A 24306-nucleotide genomic window follows, 5' to 3' on the forward strand; every position below is an offset into this window, starting at 1 on the left:
GCCCGGTGCCGTAACGGGGCCCAGAATTGCCATTCCCATCATCAAGGAGGGGGGGGGCAGCCAGCCCTTTGCAACTTCCTTGAGTCCCGATCGGCTGCCCTCAAAGCAGGCTGTGGCGGCAATCCGCTCCCAGCCTATTGCCGCCATTCAGTCGCCGGTCCTGAACTTCTCGGTAGCCGAGGTCCGCAGCCACCAAGCCGCGCGCTAGACACTGCGGAAGGCTTTTCAGCCTCTCACCCCGCTAGTCCGCAATACCGCCTCACAAACTCCTCATGCGGCGGCATCACGCTCACGCATTGGGCGATGGTGTCGGAGATGCCCTTGAGGTAGTTGGCCGTGTCGTCGGCGCTTTGCAGTTCGGTCAGGGCCAGGCCGTGGCGGGGGTGCAGGTTTTGGCCTTCCATCACTTCCAGCCAGCTGGGTTCGCGGAAGAGGTCGCCCTCTTCGTACACGAGGCGGCCGCTGGCGGCGTAGAGGTCGATGCGGCGGCGCAGGTCGGGCGGAATGCTCATGGCCGCGCAGGCTTGCCAGAAGGGGCTGTCGCTGCGCTGGTTGAGGTGGTAGTGCAGCACGATGAAATCGCGCACCGACTCGTACCGGGCGCGGCTTTGGCGGTTGTATTCGGCCACCTCGTGCGGCTCAAAGCCCTGGTGCGGGAAGTACTCGATGAGCTTGGCCACGCCCATTTGAATGAGGTGCAGCGCGGTGGACTCCAGCGGCTCGATGAACCCCGCCGCCAGGCCAATGGCCACCACGTTGCCCTTCCACGCGGCGCGGCGCATGCCGGTGCGGAACTTGATGAGGCGCGGGTCGGCCAGGGCCGGGCCGTCCAGGTGTTGCAGCAGGGTGGCGGCGGCTTCGTCGTCGCTCATGTGCTGGCTGCAGTACACGTGGCCGTTGCCCACGCGGTGCTGCAGCGGAATGCGCCACTGCCAGCCGGCGCGGTGCGCGGTGGAGCGGGTGTAGGGCAGCAGCGGGCCGTGCGGGGCGCTGGGCACGGCCACGGCGCGGTCGCAGGGCAGCCAGTGGCTCCAGTCTTCATGGCCGGTGTGCAGGGCTTGCTCAATCAACAGAGCCTGGAAGCCCGAGCAGTCCAGAAACAGGTCGCCCTCAATCACCTCGCCGCTGGCCAGTTGCACGCCGCGCACATGGCCTTGTACGTGGGCATGCTGCGCGCCGGGCTCGGTGTGTTGCAGCACCTGCACCACCTTGCCCTCGGTGCGGCGCACGCCGCGGCTTTCGCTCACGCGGCGCAGGTACTGGGCGTAGCGGGCGGCGTCAAAGTGGTAGGCGTAGCCGATGTTGCCCAGCGGCGAGTTCTTCATCTCCGGCCGCGGCAGCATGAAGCGGTTGGCCTGCGCGGCCGCGTTGGACAGCGCGTACGCATCCAGCGGCAGCGCGCGGCCCAGGGCGCGCATGCGGTGCCAGTAGTGCCAGAACTCCACGGGCCACAGGGTCTCGCGCCCAATGCCGCCAAAGCCGTGGAAGTAGCGGTCGCCCACGCGGCCCCAGTTCACGAACTCGATGCCGAGCTTGAAGGTGCCTTGCGTGGCTTTCAGGAACTCGGCTTCGTCCAGCTTGGCCAGGCCGTTGAACACGCGAATGGGCGGAATCGTGGCCTCGCCCACGCCCACGATGCCGATCTCGTCCGACTCCACCAGCCGAATTTCGTACGGCGGCTTCAGCACGGCGCTCAGTGCGGCGGCCGACATCCAGCCCGCCGCCCCGCCGCCCACGATCACCACCTTGCGCAGGGGGGCTCCGGGTTGGGTCATGGGGTGTCTCCTCGTGGTGGGCGGGCGCGGCGCGTGCCGGCCAGCCTCGTGTTCAAAAAGTCTTCGTGCCGGGGCATGTGCGCTGCCAGCTGGGCAATGGCGGCGTGCCGCTGGGCCAGCTGCGCTTGGGCGAACGCTACCGGCACCTCTTTCAGCCAGGGGCTGGTGCGCTGCGGCCAGTGGCCCATGCCGGTGTGAATGGCCAGCCAGCTGGTTTCGTCAAAGCCCTCGTCGTCGTAGTTGTGCAGCACGCCGGTTTCGCGCCAGGCGTGCAGCTTGTAGGCCAGCGTGTCGGGCAGGGCTTGCTGCGTCATGTGCTGCCAGAAGGCGCTGTCGCGCCGCTCGCTCAGGCAGTAATGCAGCAAGATGAAATCGCGAATGCGGGCGTACTGCCGCGTTTGCTGGGCGTTGAACTCGGCCGCCAGTTCGGGCTGCGGGGCGGGGCTTTGCGTCAGCAGCTGAATGACCCGGCCGATGGCGTTGTGCACCAGAAAAATGGCGGTGGACTCCAGCGGCTCCAAGAACCCGCCGGCCAGGCCGATGGCAATCACGTTGTGGTGCCAAAAGCGCTCGCGGTGGCCGGCCTGAAAGCGCAGCAGCCGGGCGCCGTCCAGCGGCGGGGCGTCCAGCTGGGCCAGCAACTGCTCGCGGGCGCGTTCTTCGGAGATGTGCCGGCTGCTGAACACATGGCCAAAGCCGGTGCGCTCTTGCAGCGGAATGCGCCAGCTCCAGCCCGCCTCCAGCGCGGTCACGCGGGTGTAGGGGGCCAGCGCGTCGCCCGCTCGCGCGGCGGGCACGGCCCAGGCGCGGTCCAGCGGCAGCCAGGGGCTGTAGTCCACAAAGCCCTGGCCCAGGGTCTGGCCCATCAGCACCGAGGCAAAGCCCGAGCAGTCGATGAACAAATCGCCCGCCACCTCGCGCCCGTCGGCCAGTTGCAGGGCGCGCACGCGGCCGTCGGCATGGCGGGCCACGGCCACCACCTGGCCTTCGGTGCGGCGGGCGCCGCGCTGCTGGGCCAGCTGGCACAGGAAGGCGCCGTAGCGCGTGGCGTCAAAGTGGTAGGCGTAGGTGTAGCGCGCACCCAGGCCGTCGCCCGCGCTGGGCGTCTGAAAGCGGCCGTGCTGCGCCATCACCGTGGGCAGGCAGAACTCGCCCAGGCCGCCGTCGCACTGGGCGCCCAGGCGCTGGAACTGGCCCCACAGGGCCATGGGGCCGGTCAGCGGCCCGAAGTCGCCAAAGGTGTGGAAGTAGTGCGTGCCGGGGCGGCGCCAGTCGCGGAACTGGATGCCCAGCTTGTAGGTGCCGCCGGTGGCGGCCAGGAACTCGGCCTCGTCAATGCCCAGCAGCTGGTTGAACTGCCGGATGGACGGAAACGTGGCCTCGCCCACGCCGATGGTGCCAATGGCTTCGGACTCCACCACCTCCACCGCCGTGCCCGGCAGCGCGGTGGCCAGGCCCGCGGCCGACATCCAACCCGCGGCGCCGCCGCCCAGGATGACGATGCGAGCGGGCAGGGCGTGGGCGGGCGTCATGGCGCGGGGTGGGGCAGGGTGACGTTGGGCTGAGGGGCGCGGCGCCGTGAGCTTAGGCGGCGCCCCGGGGCGGCCGAATCGGCGCTATCCCGGGGCGCGTGGCGGGCACGGCCCGCGTGGCTGCGGCGGGCGCCTCAGGCCCCGCCGGCGGCCCGTTCGCGCAGGAAGTCGGCGTAGGCCAGCGCGCTGCGCTTGAGGGTGCGCTGCTGGGTTTCAAAGTCCACATGCACCAGGCCAAAGCGGCGCTCGTAGCCAAAGGCCCACTCGAAGTTGTCCATCAGGCTCCAGATGAAGTAGCCGCGCACGTCCACGCCGTTCTCCATGGCGCGCGAGCAGGCCGCAAAGTGGCGCTTGATGTAGGACTGGCGCTGCGTGTCGTCCAGCCCGCCGGTGGCGTCCACCGCGTCTTGGCTGGACATGCCGTTTTCCGTCACGTACAGCGGCGGCAGGTTGGGGTAGTCGCGCTTGAAGGCCTCGAACAGGTCTTGCATGCCTTGGGGGTACACCTCCCAGTCCATGGTGGTGCGCTCCACGTCGGGGTGGCGCACCCAGTCGATGGTGTCCGGCCCCTTGGAGCGCAGCACGGCGCGGCTGTAGAAGTTGATGCCCAGGTAGTCGATGGGGCGGCGGATGACGTCCATGTCGCCCGTCAGCACCAGGGGCTCGGCGCCCTTCCAGTAACGCCACAGGTCGGCGGGGTACTCGCCCTTGAGCAGCGGGTCCAGCGCCCAGCGGTTTTGGTAGGTTTCGAACAGGTGGGCGGCGTCGCGGTCGGCGGCGCTGTCGCTGTCGGGGTAGCCGGGCGCGCAGTTCAGCACGATGCCGTGCTGCGCCTGCGGCGCGTTGGCACGCAGGGCCGGCAGCGCCAGGCCGTGGCCCAGCAGCAGGTGGTGCATGGCCTGCGCGGCCCAGCGGGGTTGGGCCAGGCCCGGGGCGTGGTGGCCGTCGCCATAGCCCAGGTAGGCCGAGCACCAGGGCTCGTTGTGCGTGGTCCAGGCGGCCACGTCGCCGTGGCCGGCCAGCTGGCGGCTCATCAGGTCGGCGTAGTCGGCAAAGCGGTAGGCGGTGTCGCGGTTGAGCCAGCCGCCGCGGTCTTCCAGGTGCTGGGGCAGGTCCCAGTGGTAGAGGGTGACGAAGGCGCGAATGCCGCGCGCGGCCAGGCCGTCCAGCAGGCGCTTGTAGAAGTCGATGCCGCGCGGGTTGGGCGTGCCGTCCAGGTGCATCACGCGCGGCCACGCGATGGAGAAGCGGTAGGCGTCCACGCCCAGGCGTTTCAGCACGTCCAGGTCTTGCTCCAGGCGGTGGTAGTGGTCACAGGCCACGGCGCCGTTCTCGCCGCGCAGCACCTTGCCGGGGGTGGCGCAGAAGCGGTCCCAGATGGACTCGAGCCGGCCGTCGTCGTGCGCGGCGCCTTCGATCTGGTACGACGAGGTGCCGCAGCCGAACACGAAGTCGCGGTGCCGCATGGGCGAGCCGACGGGGGGCGAAACGAGGTCGGCCAGCGAGGTGGGGGGCGGGGTCAGGTCCATGGGCGGCAGTCGGGAGGGAGTGGCGAGCGGAAGGGCGGCTGAAGTTCAGCGCGGGGCGAGATCGGCGGAAAGTTCGGTGGGCAGGGCATGCAACGCGGTGCGCCACGGTTGCAGGGCCAGCGGGTCGGCCGGCAGCGGGCCGCGCACGCCGCAAATGAAGGCGGCGTAGCGGTTGGCCAGGGCCAGCGTGGCGTGCAGGTCGCGCCGCAGGGCCAGGCCGGCCAGCAGCAGGGCGGTGAAGGCGTCGCCCGCGCCCACGGTGTCTTGCAGCGCGGGTTGGCGCACGCCGGGGCCTTGGGCCAGCACGCGGCCCTCGGGGGCGTGCAGGCGCCAGCCCTCGGCGCCGCGCGTCAGCACCACGCGGTCGAGCTGAAAGCGGGTCATCAGTGCGCTCACCTGCCGGGCTTCGTCCGGCGCGTCGGGCGCCAGCCAGGCGGCGAGTTGGGCCAGTTCGTCGTCGTTGAGCTTCACCCAGTCGGCCAGCGCCAGCGACGCTTCGGCCAGCTCGCGCGTGTCAGTGCCGGGGCGCAGGTTCAGGTCCAGCAGGCGGCGGCCGGCAAAGCCTTGCACCAGCGCCCGCACCGTGGCGCGCGAGGTGGCGTGGCGCTGGGCCAGGGTGCCGAAGTACAGCCAGCCGGCGGGCTGCTGCGCCAGCAGGGCCTGGGCGGGCGCGGTTTGAATGAAGTCCCACGCGGCGGGGGCCTGAATCTCGAACGCATGGCCGCCGCCCGCGTGTTCCACCACGCGCACGCGGCCGGTGGGTTGGGTGGGGTCCAGCTGCAGGCCGACCTCGCTCAGGCCGTAGCGGCGGGCGCTGTCGCGCAGCAGCTGGCCGGGGGCGTCACCCGCCGCGATGCGGCTGACAAACGCCACCGGCGCACCCAGGCCGGCCAGCGAGCGCGCCACGTTGAAGGGCGCACCGCCCGGCACGGGGCCGTCTTGGAATTCATCGACGAGGGCTTCGCCGATCACGGCAACGCAGGGCACTGGCATGCGAAATATTCTAGGCAACACAAAATGTTTAGTGAACAATTTGCACCCTAGGTTTTGCCCCGAGGCGGCTGCGATGGCGGTTGCCTCTGGGGCAACCCCAGGGCCGGTGACACAATCGCGGCCGTTTTGGGGTGCTAAACACAGCAGCGGAAGCGAGGGGCCATGGCCGACAAGGGTGTGACGATTCGGGAGTTGGCCGAGGCCGCGGGCGTGTCCATTGGCACGGTGTCACGCGCCCTCAAAGGCCAGCCCGGCCTGTCGGAGGCCACCCGCGCCCAGGTGCTGAGCGTGGCGCAGCAGATGGGCTACGACACCGCCAAGCTGCGCACCGGCAAGCCCCGCCGGCTGCTGTTCATCTACAGCCGCAGCATTGGCTCGCTGGCGGCCAACCCGTTTTATTCCTACGTGCTGCACGGCGCCGAAACCGCCTGCCGTGACCCGGGCGTGCCGCTGAGCATCATGTCGGTGCTGGGCGGAGAAGACATTGCCGGGCAGATCCGCCGGCACGAGGCCGACGCGCTGCTGGTGGCCGGCTACATCGACCCCGAGGCCATGGAGGCGGTGCGCCAGTGCGAGCTGCCCCTGGTGCTGGTGGACCACTTCTACCCCGGCGTGCGCTGTGTGAACGACGACAACCTGCGCGGCGGCTGGCTGGCCACGCAGCACCTGCTGGACGGGCAGGCGCAGCGCATTGCGGCCATCTTTGGCCCGCTGGCGCACTACTCCACGTCGCTGCGGGCCAAGGGCTTCCGCCGCGCGCTGTACGAGGCGGGCCGGCTGTTCGACCCCGACTACGAAGTCATCCTCGACCCCTCGCTGGAATACCGCGACGCCGGGCGCGACGCCATGCGCCGCTTGCTCGAGTTGCCCGAGCGGCCCGATGCGGTGTTTGCCTACAACGACTCCACCGCCATGACCGCCATCGAGTACTGCCGCGAGCAGGGCTTGCGCGTGCCGGAGGACGTGCGCTTCGTGGGCTATGACGACATCGAGGCCGCTGCCCACTGCAAGCCGCCGCTCACCACCGTGAAGATGGACAAGGAAGCCCTGGGCTACGTGGCAGCACGCGCCTTGATTGAGGGCGATGTGGCGCCGAACGACGCCTCGCTGCCGGTGGAGCTGGTGGTGCGTGAGAGCTCGGTGCTGCCGCAGGTGCCGGCCGTGGCGGCCGCGCCCGAGCGCAAGGCGCGCAAGACGGCGGCCTGACTGGCCCCAGCCTCGGCGCCGGCCCCGGTGCCGTCCGGTGGCCTAGGTGTTTCACCGCCTAGTCGCGCCTGCAAACAAGCAACAAAAATCAAGCTGTTTACTAAAAGTGCTGCCTGAAGGCGGCCGAGGAGACAGCCGTGCTTGCCGATTCCCCTTCCGCGGTGGTGCCAGCCCGCGGGGCCGCTTCAGGCCATTCATCCCCTTCACCGGCCGCTGCCGCTGCCGCGCCGCCCACGGGCAGCGTGCCGCTGTCGCAGCAGGTGGGCTTCGGGCTGGGCTCGTTTCTGGACATGTGGGGCCACTGGCTCTACCAGTCGCTGGCCTTCCATGTGTTCAACGTGGGCCTGGGCGTGGCGCCGGGGCTGATCTCCACCGCGCTGGGCCTGAAGATCTTTGTGGATGCGGTGTCGGACGCGCTGTTCGGCTGGCTGTCGGACAACACCCGCACCCGCTGGGGGCGGCGCCGGCCGTACATCCTGGTGGGTGGCGTGCTCTCGGGCATCGGGCTGCCGCTGATGTTTGCGGTGGGCCGGGGCTGGAGCGACAGCGAGTACTTCGTGTTCATGCTCGTCTCCACCTGCCTGTACGTGCCGGTGATGAGCTGCTTCAACATGCCCTGGAACAGCCTGGGCGCGGAGATGACGCCGGACTATCACGAGCGCACGCGGGTGATGTCGGTCAAGAACGCGATCCAGAAAATTCCGGAGCTGGCGATGTTCGTGGCCGCGCAGTTCACGACGCTGGCCATCTTCAACAGCGCCGACGGCAAGCCCGACATCCTGCTGGGCGCACAGGTGTACACGAGCATCCTGGGCGCCATCATGGTGCTGGTGTCGGTGGCCATCTTTGCGCTGACGCGCGAGCGCTACTACGAAGCCGTGGTGGCCCGCAGCACGCAGCGCGTGCCCTTCAAAGACACGCTGTACCGCACGCTCAAGAACCGGCCCTTCCGCCAGATGCTGGGCACCATGCTCGCCTACAACATGGCCACGGCCATGGTGGGCCTGCTGGGCTACTACGCCACCGTGTACTACGTGTGCGGCGGCAATGTGGTGGAAGCCACGAAGTGGAACTCGCTGATGGGCGTGGCCGGCCTGGTGTGCGGGCTGCTGGGCATCAGCTTTGCCGGCGCGGTGGCGCGCCGCTACGGCAAGCGCAACACGTTGATGACGGTGCTGGTGCTGGGCATCTTCGCGTTCATTGGCGACTGGTTCTTCTACAACCCGCAACTGCCCTGGCTGCAGCTGTTTGCCAGCGGCGGCGTGGCCTTCATCGGCGCGGGGTTCTGGACGATCTACGGCTCGGCCATGGCCGACGTGATCGACCACGACGAACTCGACAGCGGCCAGCGCCGCGAGGGCTCGTTCGCGGCCTGCGGGTCGTGGATTTCCAAGGTGGGCCTGGCCCTGGGCAACAGCGCCTCGGGTTGGGTGCTGATGTTCACGGGCTTTGACGCCAAGCTGCCGGCGCAAAGCGAGGAGGCGATCTTTCTGATTCGCGTGTTCCTGTCCGGCATTCCCATCGTGGGCCTGGCGGTGGCGTTGTTCGTGGTGTCGCGGTACTTCCTGACCGAGCAGCGCATGCATGAAATCCGAGCTGAGTTGGAGGCCCGCCGTGGTTCTGTTTGAGGGGCGCGTGATGAAGTGCTTGCGGTGGTTCGCTGCAGCGACGGCGCTTTGCGTGGGCCTCAGCCCCAGCGCCCATGCCGCACCGCACGAAACCCTGAAGCTCGACGCGCCCAAGCCGCGCCTGGCGCTGACGCCGCCCATGGGCTGGAACTCGTGGAACAAGTTCGGCTGCAACGTGAGCGAGCAACTCATTCGCGAGCAGGCCGATGCGATGGTGGCCTCGGGCATGAAGGCAGCGGGCTACAACACGCTTGTCATCGACGACTGCTGGCAAAAGAGCCGCGACGGCGAAGGCCGCATCCAGCCCGACCCTGACCGCTTCCCCAGCGGCATGAAGGCGCTGGCCGACTACGTGCACAGCCGGGGGCTGAAGTTCGGCCTGTACTCCGACGCCGGCGTGCTGACCTGCGGCGGCCGCCCGGGCAGTGCGGGGCATGAGTTTCAAGACGCGCGCCAGTACGCCGCCTGGGGCGTGGACTGGCTGAAGTACGACTGGTGCTACACCGGCCCGCGCAACCCTGAGGCGGCCTACACGCTGATGGCCAAGGCGCTGCGGGAATCGGGCCGCGACATCGTGCTGTCCATCTGCGAGTGGGGCAGCAGCCAGCCGGGCAAGTGGGCCGGCTCCATCGGCCACCTGTGGCGCACCACGGGCGACATCTGGGACGCCTGGAAGGGCAAGAAGGAGTGGTCGCACGGCCTGCTGGACATCATCGACATGAATGCCGACCTGTGGGCCGATGCCGGCCCCAATGCCTGGAACGACCCCGACATGCTGGAGGTGGGCAACGGCGGCATGACGACCACCGAGTACGAGAGCCACTTCTCGCTCTGGGCCATGCTGGCCGCACCGCTAATTGCCGGCAATGACCTGCGCCAGATGGACGCCGACACGAAGCGCATCCTGATGAACGCCGAGGTCATTCGCGTGGACCAAGACCCCCTGGGCCGCCAGGGCCGGCGCGTGTGGCGCCAGGGCGACCTGGAGGTGTGGGTGCGCGTGCTGGCCGGCGGCGAACGCGCGGCCGTGCTGTTCAACCGCGGCGAGGCGCCGGCGGACATGAAGGTCACGTGGGAGCAACTGGACCTGGCGCCGCGGCTCAAGGCCGAGGTGCTGGATTTGTGGTCCGGCAAGAAGACGCGCGGCGTGGTGGGTGAGGTGGGCGGCCGCGTGGCGCCTCACGGCGTCATCATGGTTCGCGTCACGCCGACACCCTAAGCGTTTCAATCAGCATCCGCTGCAAGCTGTCCACCGCCTTGTTGCCCTTGGAGGCCTGGCTGCGGTACACGGCCACTTCCATGGGTTGCAGCGGCCCGAGGCCGTGTTCGGCGCCCAGCAGTTGCAGGTGGGCGGGCGCGCTGCATTTGGTGAGCACGGCCACGGCCAGGCCGCTTTCCACGGCGGCAATCTGGCCGGCGAGGTTGGAGCTGTTGTAGACGATCTTGTACGGCCGCCCCTGCAACGCCAGGGCGTTCAGCGCGCTGCGCCGGCCCAGGCTGGTGGGTTCGTACACGGCAATCGGCAGCGGGTTGCGGCGCCACACGTCGAACTGCGGCGAGCCCACCCACACCATGGGTTCGTGAAAGAGCAGGGTGCCGCGGCGGGCGTGGTCGCGCGAGACAAGGGCCAGGTCCAGCTCGCCCCGGGCCACGCGCGGAATCAGCGAGGTGGACTGTTCGCAGTCCAGCTCGATCTCCACGCCCCCGTGGCGCGGCGCAAAGCGCTTGAGCACGGGCGTGAGGTAGCGGCTGGCGTAGTCGTCCGGCACGCCCAGGCGCACGCGGCCGGTGAGGTCGGCAGCGCCCAGCGCGGCCTGCGCTTCGGCCTGCAGGTCCAGCATGCGGCGGGCGTAGCCCAGCAGGGTGCGGCCTTCGGGGGTCAGCTCGAACCGGCGGGCGCCGCGCACCAGCAGCGGGTGCCCCACGGCGGCTTCCAGCTTCTTGAGCTGCATGCTCACGGCCGACTGCGAGCGGTGGATCTCGCCCGCCGCGCTGGACAGCGAGCCCGCGTCCACCGCGGCCACGAAGCACTGGAGCCAGTCGATCTGCAGGTCACGCATGGGTTTCGATAAGCGAATGGTTGCGTTGCAGATTATGTGATTTTCGGAATTCAGCCAGCACGGCACATTGGCGGCATGACGGCTGCTGTTCACACCGCACAACCCGGGTCGGCCCCGGGCCCTTGCTCCACCGTGCCGGTACGGCCGGAGCCCGGGTTGCAGCCGCTGGACGCGCGAGCCGCCGGGCTGATGGTGTTGCTGTGCGCTCTGTGGGGCTTGCAGCAGGTGTCGCTGAAGGCGGTGGCCGCGCAGGCCAGCCCGATGTGGATGATTGGCGTGCGCTCGGCTGGGGCGGCGCTGCTGCTGGGCGCGTTGATGGCCTGGCGGGGCGAGCGGGTGCCGCGCCACCGCTGGGCGCTGGGCGCGGCCGCCGGCAGCCTGTTTGCGCTGGAGTACCTGCTGGTGGCGCAGGCGCTGCAGTGGACGCAGGCCTCGCACGTGGTGGTGTTTCTGTACACCTCGCCGCTGTTCACTGCGCTTGGGCTGCACCTGTGGCGGCCGCAAGAGCGCCTGGGCCGCGGCGGCTGGGTGGGCCTGGGGCTGGCGTTTGCCGGGCTGGCGTTGGCGTTTCTGGGAGGCGGCAGCGCAGCGGCCGGGCCGCAGGCGCTGTGGGGCGACGCGCTGGCCGTGTTGGCCGGGCTGGCCATGGGGGCCACCACCGTAACGCTGCGCTGCACCCGCCTGGCCGACGCGCCAGCCACCGAGACCCTGCTGTACCAACTGCTGGCCGCCGCGGCGTTGCTGCTGCCCGCGGCCGGGTTGAGCGGAGGGTGGCTGGAGGGGCCAAAGGCGCCAGACGGACTGGCGTCGCTGGCTTGGCCATCGGCCGCTGTGTGGGCGCACCTGGCGTTTCAGACGCTGGTGGTGTCGTTCGCGAGCTTTCTGGTGTGGTTCTGGTTGCTCACGCGGCACTCGGCGTCGCGGCTGGGGGTGTTCGGGTTTCTGACGCCGCTGTTCGGCGTGGGCTTTGGTGTGGTGCTGCTGGGCGACCGGCTGACCCCGGCCTTCGTGGCCGGCGGCCTGCTGGTGCTGGCCGGCATTGCGCAGGTGAACCGGCCTGTGAGTTAGTTGCGCAGTGAGGCGGCGGGCGATCGCGCTCCGTCGAGCAGTTATGACGGTTGCTGTGGAACTTCCGTAATCGCAGACTTCTGTCCTTGCTTTGGCGCTCAACGGGATCGCTTGCTCCGTTGACTGGATGCGGGATATCCATGTTGAGTGCGAGAGGGGCACTCATAGACTCTGCGTCTGATCACGCCATTAGGGAGCGAATTTGATGAATCCAGACGTTCGAGGCTACTTCCGGTTCACCAGAAAGGACCGCGTTGAAAAATCGATCAATACGCTCATTGGCCTCTTGGAAGGGATCGGCATTGATGGCAAGGTTTCCAGCGGCGAGGTTTCCATGCTTCGGATGTGGCTGGAGGACCATGCGGACGTGGCTGCGCAGCACCCCTTCAATGAACTGGTTCCTGCCATCACGGGTGCGATTGAGGACGGAGTTGTTGACAGCGAGGAGCACGCCGATCTGCTCTGGCTTTGCCGTCGTCTGCAGAACCCGGAGTTCCTCAGCCTTGTGACAGCTGATTTGCAGAGATTGCATGCTGTAGTCGGCGGAATCGCGGCAGACGGTGTGATTTCGGTGGAGGAGATGCGTGGTTTGTCCGATTGGCTGCAGGAACATGAGCACCTAAAGACCTGCTGGCCCTATGACGAGATTGAGACGTTGACGACCAAGGTCTTGTCAGATGGGCGTATCGATGCCGCTGAGCATCAAATGCTCCTGGACTTCTTTATGGAGTTCCTCGCGGTCCTTGACGAGCGAACGATTGAGCGGCCTCTTGTTTTGGATGAGGCGCGGCAGGCAATGAGCGCGTTGTGCGCAGTTGCCCCTGAAGTTTCATTCGACGGCAAGGCCTTCTGTTTTACTGGTGCCTCGTCCAAGTTCCGTCGGGCTGAATTCGAGGCTGTTGTGTCCGAGCTGGGTGGCCAAGCCCAACAGAACGTGACGGCTTCCCTCGACTATTTGGTTATTGGTGCTGAGGGCAATCCGTGCTGGGCCTTTGCGTGCTACGGGCGCAAAGTTGAAAAGGCCGTGGCTCTGCGCCGCAAGGGTGTTCGTATCGTGCTGGTGCATGAAAACGACTTTCACGATGCCCTAATGGACGCTCGCTAAGCGGTTTGGGCGACGCCATCGCACCCGCCTTGGCGCTGATCGCCCAAGAAGAAGGGGCCCCGAAGGGCCCCTGTGCGGTGTGCCGGTGGCGCGTGCGGCACGCGCCCCGGGTGCGTCAGAACGAGTAGGTGCCGCGCACGTAGTAGGTGCGGCCGGCGGCCGACGCGTAGCGCGAGTCCCAACCGCCGGACTGGAACAGGTCGGCCTGGTTGCTGAATGGCGGGTCGCGGTCGAACAGGTTGCGCACGCCCAGCACCAGCGAGCTGCCCTTGACGGGCGACCAGCTGCCGAACAAATCGGTGGTGGTGTAGGCCGACACGCGGTTCGTCGGGATGAAGTCCTGGTAGCCCGACTTGTAGTGCACGGCCGTGCCCAGGGCGAACGCGTTGTAGGCCCAGTTCACCGTCAGGTTGTGCTGCCAGCGGAACACGGGGCCCGAGCCGGCGTACACGCCCACGTTCTGGTTCCAGGGGCCGTTGGGGTAGTCCTGGTACTCGTACTTGTTGACGAAGGTGCTGTTCAGCGCAAAGTCGAACTGGCCCACTTGCGAGCGCAGGCGGTACTGGGCGCTCAGGTCCACGCCGTTGGTGTTGCTGCCGCCCAGGTTCTGGTTCAGGCGCTCCACGTAGCCGCACTTGCTGCCCGGGCAGTTGCTGGTGATGGACAGCAGGTTGCCCGGCTGGGCGAAGTGGAAGTACTGCTGGAACTGCGCGTAGTTGGCGAACAGGGTCGACTCCGGCAGCGCGGCGATGGAGTTGGTGATCTTGATCGCCCACAGGTCGATGCCCAGGCTCACATCGGTCATGGGCTCGAACACCGCACCCAGCGTGTAGCCCTTGGACTTCTCGGGCTTGAGCGCGGTGTTGCCGCCGGTCAGCACCTGGAACTGCGTGTTGCAGTTGGCGCCCGACGAGGCCCCCGCGATCGGCGTGCCGCCCGGGCAGTTGATCGGGTTGTTCACGTTGCCGGCCGTGTTGGTGTAGGCCTGCGAGCCGTACAGCTCGAACAGCGTGGGCGCGCGGAAGCCCGTGGAGGCCGAGCCGCGGAACAGCACTTCCTTGCTGGGCTGGTAGCGGAACGACAGCTTGGGGTTGGTGCTGCTGCCGAAGTCGCTGTACTTGTCATAGCGCAGCGAGCCGGTCACTTCCAGGCTCTTGAGCACCGGCACGTTCAGCTCGGAGTACAGCGCCGACACGTTGCGCGTGCCCTTGGCCACGAACTCGGGGTCCAGGCCGGTGGAGGCGGACACGAGCTTGGCGAAGTCCTTGTTGGCGTGGGAGTCGAAGTCTTCGTGGCGGCGTTCCAGGCCCACGGCGATCTGCGCGCCGCGGCCGGCGCCCAGCCAGTCGCCCAGCTCGCGGCTGGCCGTGGCCTTGAAGATGCGCACCTTGCCGGTGGCCGTTTGCAGCAGGCCGTTCAGCGCGGCCTTTTGCAGCAGCGCCGTGCCCTCGGCGCTTTGGGCGCCGAACGGGTTGATGACGCCTTCGAGCAGGCCTTCGCCAATCATGTCGCCGTCGCCGTAGCCGCCCACCAGGTTCTGGTCGACGGTGTTCTTGTTCAGCGAAACCTTGACGGAGTAGTCCCAGTCGGCGGCCGTGCCGTCGGCCGACAGCACGAGGCGGCTTTGCTTGTTGTCGTTGCGCTGGGTGCGCGAGCCGTTGGGGAAGTCGCGCCAGAACACGTACACAAAGCCTGGCTGCACAGCCACCGGGTTGGCGAACGCGCTGGACGGGCTGAAGGCCGTCTGCCCCACCACGTCCGGGTCGGTGAAGTTGGGATCGACGTGCGCGGTCGGGAAGTACGGGTTCTTCTGACCATTGGGCATGGTCGGGTTCATCAGGTAGCCGCCGTAGGGCACGGGCGCAATGCGCGTGGTGACCTTGTTCTGCGTGTAGAAGCCTTCAGCGCCCAGTTCCAGCGAGTCGCTCACGCGCAGCGTGCCCTTGAGCATGCCGGAGGCGGTGTCCGACTTGGGCGCGAAGTCCACGAAATTGGGCGTGACGATCTTGCACTGCGTGCCGCCGGTGATCGGGATCAGCGAGGTGCCCGAGCAGGTGGGGGCGGCCGGGTTGTACAGCGTGGAGAAGTCTTGCGTGTAGTTGGCCGGGTCGGTGCTGTTGGACAGGCCGCCCACGATGCGCTTGTTGAAGCTGCGCTGGTCGCCCGCAATCGCGTCTTCCTTCTTGGCGCTCACGAAGCCCAGCACGTTGAAGCCCTGGCTGCTCAGGTCGCCCAGGCCGAAGCCCACGTTGGCGCTGCGGGCCTTGCCGCCGCCGTGCTTGGGCGAGTCGTAGCCCAGCGTGATGGTGGCGCCCTGGTAGGTCTTCTTGGTGATGAAGTTGATGACGCCGCCGATGGCATCGGTGCCGTACAGCGCCGAGGCGCCGTCGCGCAGCACTTCGATGCGGTCGATGGCCGCAAACGGAATCATGTTCAGGTCGGGCGCCGAGCCGTCGACCGCGTTGTTGGCGATGCGCTCGCCGTTCAGCAGCACCAGGGTCTTGTCGGCGCCGATGCCGCGCAGGTCGGCGAACGAGGCGCCGCCGGTGCCCGAGCCGATGGACTGCGCGGTGTTGCCCGAGCTCTGCACGCCGGTGAGGCTGGACAGGATCTGCTCGACGGAGGTGACGCCGGCGTTGCGCAGGTCGTTCATCTTCACGACCGTGACCGGCACGGCGGTTTCGGCGTCGATGCGCTTGATGGCCGAACCCGTCACGGTGACGCGTTCGATCTGCTGCGGCTCGGCCTGTTGGGCCCAGGCGTTGAAACCACCAAGGGTCAACAACACCGCAGCGGCGATTTGGGTTTGCTTATGCATTACTGCTCCAGAAAAAGTTTGGCAGGGGGTGCGGCCAAACGGCTCAGCCACCACAAAAGAGGCCCGGTTGGGCGGTGGCTGCTGAAAATTTTCGGAGCGTGTGAAAAGACGATGAATAAAGGGTAAATACTTAATTCACACAAAACCCATGCCGGAAGTGATGGGTGTGATTCTCAAGTCATTGATTCACAAAGGAAGTGGCGCGGCGTCAAGCCGTGTAAAGCCCAGGAAATGCGGCGGTTTGCCAAATGGCAATCCGTTTTTACAAAACTTGACTGGTTAGAAAAACTCCGCCTCCCAGCGATCAGGAATGGGTTTCAAGCGGTGTCCATGATGTGAATCATGGGTGCGAGTGTCATTTGTGGGGTGGTTTGAAATGACTCGCGGCTGAAACTGCGGTGCCGTGGGCTGGCATCGAGATTGCCCCAGTGTGTCTGGGGTTTTGAGAAAAGGCCTGTCGGCAAGCTTTCAGGCCGGTGCGCTTCAGGCCGGCGCGTGCCCAAGCCGGCGAGACAGCTGCTGCGCGGCCTCGCGCAGCGTGGGCAGCACGGGGCCGGTGTCGTCAGTGCTGAACGCGGCGCTGGCGCCGATGGCGGTGAGGGCCACCACCAGGCGGCCGGCGGCGTCGAACACCGGTGCGGCGGCGGCGCTGATGCCCGGCACCACGCCGTCGCGCGACACGGCCAGGCCCCGCTCGCGCACCTCGGCGCAGGTGGCGGCGCCCGGCAGCGGCTCGCCCAGCGCGGTGGCTTCGGCCGCACGCCAGGCCGCAAACAGCCGGCCCGAGGCCGTGCCCGCCAGGCTCATCACCGTGCCGTGGCGCATGCTCACATGCACCGGCGTGGGCCCCTCGGCCACGCGCACGATGGTGGGCCCGCGCGTGCCCCACACCGCAATCGCCACCGTGTGGCCCAGCTGCAGCGCCAGCTCTTCAATCACCGGCGTGGCCAGGCGCACCGGGTCGTACTGCTGCAGCGAGATCAGCCCCAGCTGCAGCGCCAGCGGCCCCAGGCCGTACAGCCCTGCGCGGCCCGCGCCGCCGTCTTGTTCCACCAGGCCCAGCTTGATGAAGCTCACCAGGTAGGGGTGGGCCTTGGCCGGCGTCATGCCGGCTTCGCGGGCCAGGTCTTTCAGCGCCATCGGGCGGCCGTGGTGGGCCAGCGCCAGCAGCAGCTGGCCGCCCACTTCAATGCTCTGGATGCCGCGCGGCTCGCGGCTGGGCAGGTCGGCGTCGGTCATGCGGAAAATTCTATATTGCTGAATTCATTCGCAATAGGCTAAATTTCGGCCTGTTGCTGGAGACCCGCCGATGAGCACCAAAGCCTTTGCCTCGCAAGCCGACCTGGAAGAAAAGAAGGTCACGTTCGAGCGCCTGTCCGAACACGCCTGGGCCTACACCGCCGAGGGCGACCCCAACACCGGCATCGTCATCGGGCGCGACGCGGCCATGGTGATCGACACGCAAGCCACGCCGGTGATGGCGGCCGATGTGATCCGCCGCATCCGCGAGGTGAGCGCGGTGCCCATCAAGTACGTGCTGCTCAGCCACTACCACGCGGTGCGCGTGCTGGGCGCCAGCGCCTTCAAGGCCGAGGGCCTGGAGCAGGTGATTGCCAGCGACGCCACGCTGGCCCTCATTCAAGAGCGCGGCGAGCAAGACAAAGCCAGCGAGATCGGCCGCTTCCCGCGCCTGTTCCGCAACGTCGAGTCGGTGCCGCCGGGCCTGACCTGGCCCACGCTCACCTTCTCCGGCAAGCTCACGCTGGACCTGGGCGGCGTGAAGGTGGAGATGTTCTCCCCCGGCCGCGGCCACACCGCCGGCGACACGGTGGCCTGGCTGCCGAGCGAGCGCGTGCTGTTCAGCGGCGACCTGGTGGAGTTCGACGCCACGCCCTACTGCGGTGACGCGCACTTTGCCGACTGGCCCGCCACGCTGGACGCCATCGCCCAGCTGGACGCCGCCGCCCTGGTGCCGGGCCGCGGCCCCGCGCTCAAGGGCGCCGAGCAGGTGGCTGCCGGCCTCGCTGGCACGCGCGCCTTCGTGAGCGAGCTCTACACGGCCGTGCAGGCCGGCGTGCAGGCCGGTGAGGAACTGAAGGCCGTGTACCAACGCACCATGGCCGCGCTGCGCCCCAAGTACGGCCACTGGGTGATCTTTGACCACTGCATGCCCTTCGACGTGACCCGCGCCTACGACGAAGCCGGCGGCACGGCCCACCCGCGCATCTGGACGGCGGAGCGCGACATCGAGATGTGGAAAGCCCTGGAAGGCGCTTGACATGACGCCCCTCGTCCAAGGCTCGCCTTGGCCGGTCCCCCGAGGGGACGGCGATGCTTGCGGCGTTGAGCCGCAAGCACATCGCCAGAGCGGGCCGGCTTGGGAGCGGCCCGGCGCTCGGCCCGCAGGAAGGCCCTCCGTGAACAGCGAGGTCGATGAATGAACTTGCCCCGCTACCCCTACGCGCCACTGCCCGCGGCCGGGCGCCGGCCGGTGGTCATCGTCGGCGCCGGCCCGGTGGGGCTGACGCTGGCGTTGGACTTGGCACAGCGCGAGGTGCCGGTGGTCGTCATCGACGACAACGACCGCATCGGCAGCGGATCGCGTGCGGTGTGTTGGGCCAAGAAAACGCTGGAGGTGTTCAATCGCCTCGGCGGGGCCAAGAGCATTGGCGAGGACATTGCCCAAGCCGGCGTGCGCTGGCAGCGCGGCCGGGTGTTCCATGGCGAGCACGAGGCCTATCAGTTCGACCTGCTGCCCGAGGCGGGCCACCAGATGCCCGCCATGGTCAACCTGCAGCAAGACCAGGTGGAAGCGCGTTTGGTGCGCGCCGTGCAGCAGGACGCGCGCATTACCCTGTGCGGCCAGCATGAGCTGATCGACATTCAGCAAGACGCGGCTGCCGTGACGCTCACCGTGCGCACGCCCGAGGGCGTGTTCGACCTGCAGGCCGAGTGGGTGGTGGCCTGCGACGGCGCCCGCAGCCCCACGCGCACGCTGCTGGGCGTGGGCTTCACCGGCCAGGTGTTTGAAGACCGCTTCCTGATTGCCGACGTGACGCTGGCACCCGACGCCCACCCGCGCGGGCTGGACCCCGCCACGCCCGAGCGCTGGTTCTGGTTCAACCCGCCGTTCCACCCCGGCCAGTCGGTGCTGCTGCACGCGCAGGCCGAGGGGCTGTGGCGCATTGACTTCCAGCTGGGCCGTGACGCCGATGTGGAGGCCGAGCGCCAGCCCGAGCGCATCAAGGCCCGCGTGGCGGCGATGCTGGATGGCGCGCCGTTCGAGCTGGCGTGGTCGTCCATCTACCAATTCGCTTGCCGGCGGGCCGAGCGCTTCCGCGTGGGGCGCGTGCTGCTGGCGGGTGACGCGGCGCACCAGGTGTCGCCCTTCGGCGCGCGCGGCGCCAACAGCGGCGTGCAGGACGCCGACAACCTCGGCTGGAAGCTGGCCGCCGTGCTGAAAGGCGAGGGCGCCGAGGCGCTGCTGGACACCTACGAGTTCGAGCGCATGGAGGCGGCGGACGACAACATCGGCCACTCCACCCGCGCGACCGACTTCATCAGCCCCAAAAGCGCCTTGAGCCGCCGCCTGCGCAAGGCCGCGCTGGACCTGGCCGCCCACACCGCCTTTGCGCAGCCGCTGGTGAACAGCGGGCGGCTCTCGCTGCCCACCGAGCACCTGGAATCGCCCCTCAGCACGCCGGACGACGCCCATTGGGCGGCCGGCCCCGCACCCGGCTGGCCTGCACCCGACGCCCCGCTGGACGACGGCGGCTGGTTGCTGCACACGTTGGCCGGCGGTTTTGCGTTGCTGGCCTTCGGCTGGCCGGTGGAGATGCCGGGGCTGCGGGTGGTGCCGCTGCCGGCCGATGGGCTGGCGGCGCGACGCTACGGTGCGGCGCCGGGCAGCGTGGTGCTGATTCGGCCCGACGCCATCGTGGCTGCGCGCTGGCACCGCTTTGACGCCGCGGCCGTGCAGCAGGCCCTCGACCGCGCCCTTGGGAGGCCCCAATGACCCAGCCCCAACCCGGCTTGAACCTGCACCCCCGCTTTGGCGCGGAGGCCGATGCCTTCTATGCCGAGCTGATTGCCGCGCAGGCCGACCTGAGCGACGACGCTGCGGCCGACTGGCTGGCCCGCTTGACGCTGATTCTGTGCAACCACATCGGCGACCGCCAGGTGTTGCGGCAGGCCTTCCAGCTGGCACGCGAGACCGCCGCGCCGCTGACGCGCGAACCGGGCACGTCGCCCACCCCTGACCCCGACCGCGTGCCACCGCACGCGCCCCGTTGACCCGTTGGCCCACAAGGCCTCAACCCCCCATGACTGACGACCTGACCTACCTGGCCGGCTTCGGCAACCTGCATCAAAGCGAGGCCGTGCCCGGCGCGTTGCCCGTGGGCCGCAACAGCCCGCAGCGCTGCGCCCACGGCCTGTACGCCGAGCTGCTGTCCGGCAGCGCCTTCACCGCGCCGCGTGCCGAGAACCAGCGCACGTGGCTGTACCGCCGCCAACCCTCGGTGGTGGTGGGCGGCTACCAGCCGCTGCCGCATGCGCTGTGGAAGAGCGGCGCCGCCCAAGGTGAGGCCGCGCCGCCCGACCCGCTGCGCTGGGGCCCCACGCCGCTGGAAGGCCAGGGCGATTTCATCGACGGCCTGCGCAGCTACGCCGTGAACGGCGAGCCCGGCGTGGGCGGCATGACGGCGCTGGCCTTCGTGGCCCACCGCCCCATGGGCCGCCGCGCGCTGGTGAACGCCGATGGCGAAATGCTTGTCGTGCCCCAGCAGGGCCGCCTGCTCATCACCACCGAGCTGGGCCGGCTGGACGTGGCGCCCGGCTTCATCGCGCTGCTGCCGCGCGGCATGGCCTTCAAGGTGGACCCCCTGGACGGCGTGGCCCGCGGCTATGTGTGCGAGAACCTGGGCGCCGCCTTTCGCCTGCCGGAGCTGGGCCCGATCGGCTCCAACGGCCTGGCTAACGCTCGCGACTTTGAAGCGCCGTCCGCATGGCATGAGCAGGAGGCAGGCGCCTACGAAATCGTCAAGCGTCACGGCGGCCAGCTGTGGCGGGCCACGCAGCCGCACAGCCCCTTCAACGTGGTGGCCTGGCACGGCACGCTCACGCCCTACCGGTACGACCTGGCGCGGTTCATGACGATCAACACCGTCAGCTTCGACCATCCCGATCCCAGCATCTTCACCGTGCTCACCAGCCCCAGCGACACGCCCGGCTGGGCGAACGTGGACTTCGTGATCTTCCCGCCGCGCTGGATGGTGGCCGAAGACACCTTCCGCCCGCCCTGGTACCACCGCAACGTGATGAGCGAGTTCATGGGCCTGGTGCTCGGCCAGTACGACGCCAAGCCCGAAGGCTTCAAGCCCGGTGGCGCCAGCCTGCACAACAGCTACGTGCCCCACGGGCCGGATGAAGAAGCCTTCGACAAGGCCAGCCACGCCGACCTGAAACCCCACAAGCTCGACGCCACACTGGCCTTCATGTTCGAGACCCGCTGGCCCCTCAAGCCCACCGCCTGGGCGCTGAACGACGCGCCGCTCGAAACCACCTACGCCCAGTGCTGGCAAGGCCTGAAGGACGAATTCCAAAATGCTTGACGCTCAACTCGACCACACGCACGACGCCGCGGCCCTGTCCTGGGTGGCCTCGGCCAACGACCCCGCCACTGACTTCCCGCTGCAGAACCTGCCGTTCTGCAGCTTCCGCCGCCAAGGCACGCTGGAGCCGTTCCGCGTGGGCGTGGGCATTGGCGATCAGATCCTGGACCTGACCGGCTGGGGCATCACCGACCTGAACGCCGTGATGGCCCGGCCGAGTGCCGAGCGCCGCGCGCTGCGCCACCGCCTGTTCGACACCCTGAAGGCCGGCGCGCCCGAGGTGGACCTGGTGCCGCAAGCCCAGGCCGAGTTCGCGCTGCCCTGCCGCATCGGCGACTACACCGACTTCTACACCGGCATCCACCACGCCCGCGCCGTGGGCAAGCTGTTCCGCCCGGACAACCCGCTGCTGCCCAACTACCAGTGGGTGCCCATCGGCTACCACGGCCGCAGCAGCTCCATCGTCGTCAGTGGCACGCCACTGCGCCGGCCCAAGGGCCAGGTCAAGCCGCCGGATGCTGAAGCGCCCGTGTTCAAGCCCAGCGCCCGCATCGACTGCGAGCTGGAACTGGGCCTCTTCGTGGGCCCCGGCAATGCGCTGGGCGAGCCGTTTTCCATCGACGAGGCGAACGAACACGCCTTTGGCCTCACGCTGCTGAACGACTGGTCGGCTCGCGACATCCAGCCCTGGGAGTACCAGCCGCTGGGCCCCTTCCTGGCCAAGAACTTCGGCACCACCATTTCGCCGTGGATCGTGACCATGGAAGCGCTCGCGCCGTTCCGCATCCCGTTCACGCGGCCCGAAGGGGACCCGCAGCCGCTGCCGTACCTCGACTCGCCCGCCCACCGCGCGAACGCGGCGTTCGACATCGAGCTGGAGGTGTGGCTCAAGACCCCGGCGATGGCCGAGCCCACCTGCCTGTCGCGCTCCAACCTGCGCCACGCGTACTGGACGCTGGCGCAGATGCTCACCCACCACGCCAGCAACGGCTGCAACCTGCAGCCGGGCGACCTGCTGGGCACCGGCACCATCAGCGGCCCCACGCAGGCCGAGTCCGGCTCGCTGCTGGAGCTGACCGTGGGCGGCAAGCAGCCCATCACGCTGCCCAACGGCGAAACGCGCACCTTCTTGCTCGACGGCGACCAGCTCGGCCTGCGCGCGGCGGCCCATAAGCCGGGCTTCCGGCGCATCGGGTTCGGGGCGTGTGACGGCGTGATCCTGCCCGCGGCCTGACCGACGGGCACACCACGCGGGGCGTGAGCGCGCCCCGCTTCAAGCGGCCAGCGGCGCGGGCACCGAGGCCATGAAGTCCTGGCGCATGGCCTCGCCGTCCTGGGCGGGCAGCTGGCCGGCGCGCCAGTGCAGCTCATAGCCGATCTCGGCCAGCCGGCTTTCCAACTCCAGCACCAGGGCGCTGACCTCGTGCAACTCGTCAGGCGCGAGGCCCAGGGTCTGCAGGTCTTCACCCAGGCCGGCGCTGGCGAAGGCGATGTTCACGCGGTGCAGCCGCCGCTCCAGCCGGCGCAGCAGGTCGGCCACGGCGGTGGTGCGGGCGCGGGCCTGCCAGCGCGCCTGGAACTCCTTCTGCGCCGCCATGTGGTGGCTGAGTTGGTGGATGCGCGGGCGCAGCAGGGCCGGCGTGGGCGGGGGCTGCAGGCCGGGCGCCGGTTCGGGTTCAGGCGCGCCGTGGGCCTGCTTGGCACAGCGGCCCACCCAGTTCAGCAGCGGGCGCTCGAACTGGCTGTTCAGCAAGCGCAACCGCACGGCGGCCTGCAGGCCCGGGCGGGGGCCGGCTTCCAGGGTTTCCATCATCAACTCAGCCATGGCCACGGCTTGCGCCAGGCCTGACATGCGCGTGCCCTCCACGCCCAGCGGAAAGCCCAGACCATCGCGCCGCTCATGGTGGTGCAGCACCGCCTCGGCCACCTCGGGGCCACCGCCCGGCAGGTCGCGCAGCAAGCCGGCCGCGATCACGGGGTGGGCCACCACCTGGCGCCAACGGGCCGGCGACAGCGGGGCCGGCGCGCGCAGGATGGCGGGGTCGATGTACAGCTCGCCCACGTCGTGCATCAGGCCGGCAGTCAACGCCGGGCCCAGCGGGCGCTCGGGGTGCAGCGTGAACTGCAGCGCGCCGGCGATCAGGCTCACCCCCACCGCGTGGGCGAGCTTGTCGGGGCCGCTGTCGGCGTAGACGGTGAGCAGGGTGTCGAGTTGGGGGCTGAGGTGCAGCTGCCGAAACCCCTGCAGCACGGCCGCAGCCTGCTCTTCTCTGCACAGGCTGGCCAGCAGGGCGTGTTCATGCATCAGCCGGTCGGCAATGGCGTCCATGGGCCGGGTGGCCACGCCGGCCACCACGCGGGTGCAGGCTTCCAGCGGCTTGAGCAGCTTGTGCTGCAGCAGGCGGTCGCGCATGCGGGCGTCGATGGCCGCGCCCTTGGCCACGAGCTTCACGCCCGTGCCGCTGACGATGTCTTCCGTGGCTTCGATGCCGCGTGACTGCCCGGTTTCGACGAGATGGTCGAAATAGTGCTGATTGACCGCGAGTCTGTCGCTCATGGTTCGGTTCGCTCCCTGCACCTGTGAATCGGTGTGCAGCCGGGGTGGGCTGCAAGGCGCGATCTTCTTCAGCAATCGGTGGGAAGGGAATGTGGAACATTCACCTCCGTTTTGTCGGGTCGTGGTGTTCCGCACGCTGCGGTCGTTGAAAACGATGGCAGCGTTAGGAAGTGGCCGGGGTGACGGGCGGGGAGGTGCCGCTGCGCGGGGCTGATTCAAACCGGGGCAGGTTGCGCACGAATCGGTGCGGGCGGTGCGGCAAGCGGGCGATGGCGGTGCGTGATGCACCGGCGCGGGGCCGTTCTGGGCGGTAACCGTGCGCCGGGGGCGGGCGGTGCAGGGTGTGACGAAGTACACAGGGTTGGCACGGTGCTTGCGCAGTACGGCGTGGCTACCCGTCTCCCTCACATCCAACCCGGAGGT

General features: G+C 68.7%; 18 protein-coding genes. 10 read left to right on the forward strand and 8 right to left on the reverse strand.

All coding sequences use genetic code 11. The features are described from left to right. Positions 1-233 precede the first annotated feature (233 nt). The 4 genes from ACG01O_RS19680 to ACG01O_RS19695 all read right to left on the reverse strand — a co-directional run bounded on the left by ACG01O_RS19680 (position 234) and on the right by ACG01O_RS19695 (position 5829). Positions 234-1775, reverse strand: coding sequence for a tryptophan halogenase family protein (locus ACG01O_RS19680; protein WP_394387113.1), 1542 nt, complete (start codon positions 1773-1775; stop codon positions 234-236). Further along, complete coding sequence (locus ACG01O_RS19685; RefSeq protein WP_394387114.1) at positions 1772-3307, reverse strand: tryptophan halogenase family protein; 1536 nt, start codon at positions 3305-3307, stop codon at positions 1772-1774. Before ACG01O_RS19685 ends, ACG01O_RS19680 begins: the two co-directional genes overlap by 4 nt. Before the next feature lie 134 nt (positions 3308-3441). Continuing rightward, the gene (locus ACG01O_RS19690) at positions 3442-4836 is read right to left on the reverse strand and encodes a GH1 family beta-glucosidase (RefSeq protein WP_394387115.1); all 1395 of its coding nucleotides are present in this window, start codon (positions 4834-4836) and stop codon (positions 3442-3444) included. Between the two features lie 45 nt (positions 4837-4881). Further along, positions 4882-5829 (reverse strand): PfkB family carbohydrate kinase, encoded by a 948-nt coding sequence (locus ACG01O_RS19695; protein ID WP_394387116.1) that lies wholly within the window; start codon positions 5827-5829, stop codon positions 4882-4884. A 162-nt stretch (positions 5830-5991) separates the two neighbouring features. On the opposite strand from ACG01O_RS19695, the gene ACG01O_RS19700 reads away from it, so the two are divergent. From ACG01O_RS19700 to ACG01O_RS19710, 3 genes are all read left to right on the forward strand, one after another. Continuing rightward, on the forward strand, positions 5992-7035 hold the full coding sequence (locus tag ACG01O_RS19700) for a LacI family DNA-binding transcriptional regulator (protein ID WP_394387117.1): 1044 nt from the start codon (positions 5992-5994) through the stop codon (positions 7033-7035). A 137-nt stretch (positions 7036-7172) separates the two neighbouring features. Next, positions 7173-8663: an MFS transporter gene (locus tag ACG01O_RS19705; protein WP_394387118.1), complete on the forward strand. Its 1491-nt coding sequence runs from the start codon at positions 7173-7175 to the stop codon at positions 8661-8663. After that, a complete protein-coding gene (locus ACG01O_RS19710; RefSeq protein ID WP_394387119.1) occupies positions 8650-9882 on the forward strand; it encodes a glycoside hydrolase family 27 protein in 1233 nt (410 codons plus the stop codon). The genes ACG01O_RS19705 and ACG01O_RS19710 overlap by 14 nt, the downstream gene beginning before the upstream one ends. Here the strand turns inward: ACG01O_RS19710 and ACG01O_RS19715 are convergent. Next, complete coding sequence (locus ACG01O_RS19715; RefSeq protein WP_394387120.1) at positions 9866-10723, reverse strand: LysR family transcriptional regulator; 858 nt, start codon at positions 10721-10723, stop codon at positions 9866-9868. The genes ACG01O_RS19710 and ACG01O_RS19715 overlap by 17 nt on opposite strands. A 75-nt stretch (positions 10724-10798) precedes the next feature. On the opposite strand from ACG01O_RS19715, the gene ACG01O_RS19720 reads away from it, so the two are divergent. Both ACG01O_RS19720 and ACG01O_RS19725 read left to right on the forward strand, forming a co-directional pair. Beyond that, positions 10799-11791 carry a DMT family transporter gene (locus ACG01O_RS19720; RefSeq protein ID WP_394387121.1) on the forward strand — a complete coding sequence of 331 codons (993 nt, stop codon included), beginning with the start codon at positions 10799-10801 and terminating at the stop codon, positions 11789-11791. A 205-nt stretch (positions 11792-11996) separates the two neighbouring features. Further along, positions 11997-12896 carry a BRCT domain-containing protein gene (locus tag ACG01O_RS19725; protein WP_394387122.1) on the forward strand — a complete coding sequence of 300 codons (900 nt, stop codon included), beginning with the start codon at positions 11997-11999 and terminating at the stop codon, positions 12894-12896. Between the two features lie 115 nt (positions 12897-13011). Here ACG01O_RS19725 and ACG01O_RS19730 read toward each other — a convergent pair whose 3' ends face one another. Both ACG01O_RS19730 and ACG01O_RS19735 read right to left on the reverse strand, forming a co-directional pair. Beyond that, positions 13012-15714, reverse strand: a complete 2703-nt coding sequence (locus tag ACG01O_RS19730; protein WP_394387123.1) for a TonB-dependent receptor — start codon at positions 15712-15714, stop codon at positions 13012-13014. Between the two features lie 483 nt (positions 15715-16197). Then, positions 16198-16953, reverse strand: coding sequence for an IclR family transcriptional regulator (locus ACG01O_RS19735; protein ID WP_394387124.1), 756 nt, complete (start codon positions 16951-16953; stop codon positions 16198-16200). A 70-nt stretch (positions 16954-17023) separates the two neighbouring features. Here ACG01O_RS19735 and ACG01O_RS19740 point away from each other — a divergent pair, with 70 nt between their 5' ends. The 5 genes from ACG01O_RS19740 (at position 17024) to fahA (ending at position 22560) form a co-directional block, all read left to right on the forward strand. Continuing rightward, positions 17024-17992, forward strand: a complete 969-nt coding sequence (locus ACG01O_RS19740; RefSeq protein WP_394387125.1) for an MBL fold metallo-hydrolase — start codon at positions 17024-17026, stop codon at positions 17990-17992. 159 nt (positions 17993-18151) lie between these two features. After that, positions 18152-19729: an FAD-dependent oxidoreductase gene (locus ACG01O_RS19745; protein ID WP_394387126.1), complete on the forward strand. Its 1578-nt coding sequence runs from the start codon at positions 18152-18154 to the stop codon at positions 19727-19729. Then, positions 19726-20007: a DUF2783 domain-containing protein gene (locus tag ACG01O_RS19750; protein ID WP_394387127.1), complete on the forward strand. Its 282-nt coding sequence runs from the start codon at positions 19726-19728 to the stop codon at positions 20005-20007. Before ACG01O_RS19745 ends, ACG01O_RS19750 begins: the two co-directional genes overlap by 4 nt. 29 nt (positions 20008-20036) lie before the next feature. Further along, positions 20037-21326, forward strand: a complete 1290-nt coding sequence (gene hmgA / locus ACG01O_RS19755) for a homogentisate 1,2-dioxygenase (protein WP_394387128.1) — start codon at positions 20037-20039, stop codon at positions 21324-21326. Continuing rightward, positions 21319-22560, forward strand: coding sequence for a fumarylacetoacetase (fahA, locus tag ACG01O_RS19760; RefSeq protein ID WP_394387129.1), 1242 nt, complete (start codon positions 21319-21321; stop codon positions 22558-22560). The genes hmgA and fahA overlap by 8 nt, the downstream gene beginning before the upstream one ends. Positions 22561-22599: 39 nt before the next feature. Here fahA and ACG01O_RS19765 read toward each other — a convergent pair whose 3' ends face one another. Then, positions 22600-23883, reverse strand: coding sequence for an HD-GYP domain-containing protein (locus tag ACG01O_RS19765; RefSeq protein ID WP_394387130.1), 1284 nt, complete (start codon positions 23881-23883; stop codon positions 22600-22602). Between the last annotated feature and the right edge of the window lie 423 nt (positions 23884-24306).

The organism is Pelomonas baiyunensis, from assembly GCF_043555935.1.
Classification (GTDB): domain Bacteria; phylum Pseudomonadota; class Gammaproteobacteria; order Burkholderiales; family Burkholderiaceae_C; genus Pelomonas; species Pelomonas baiyunensis.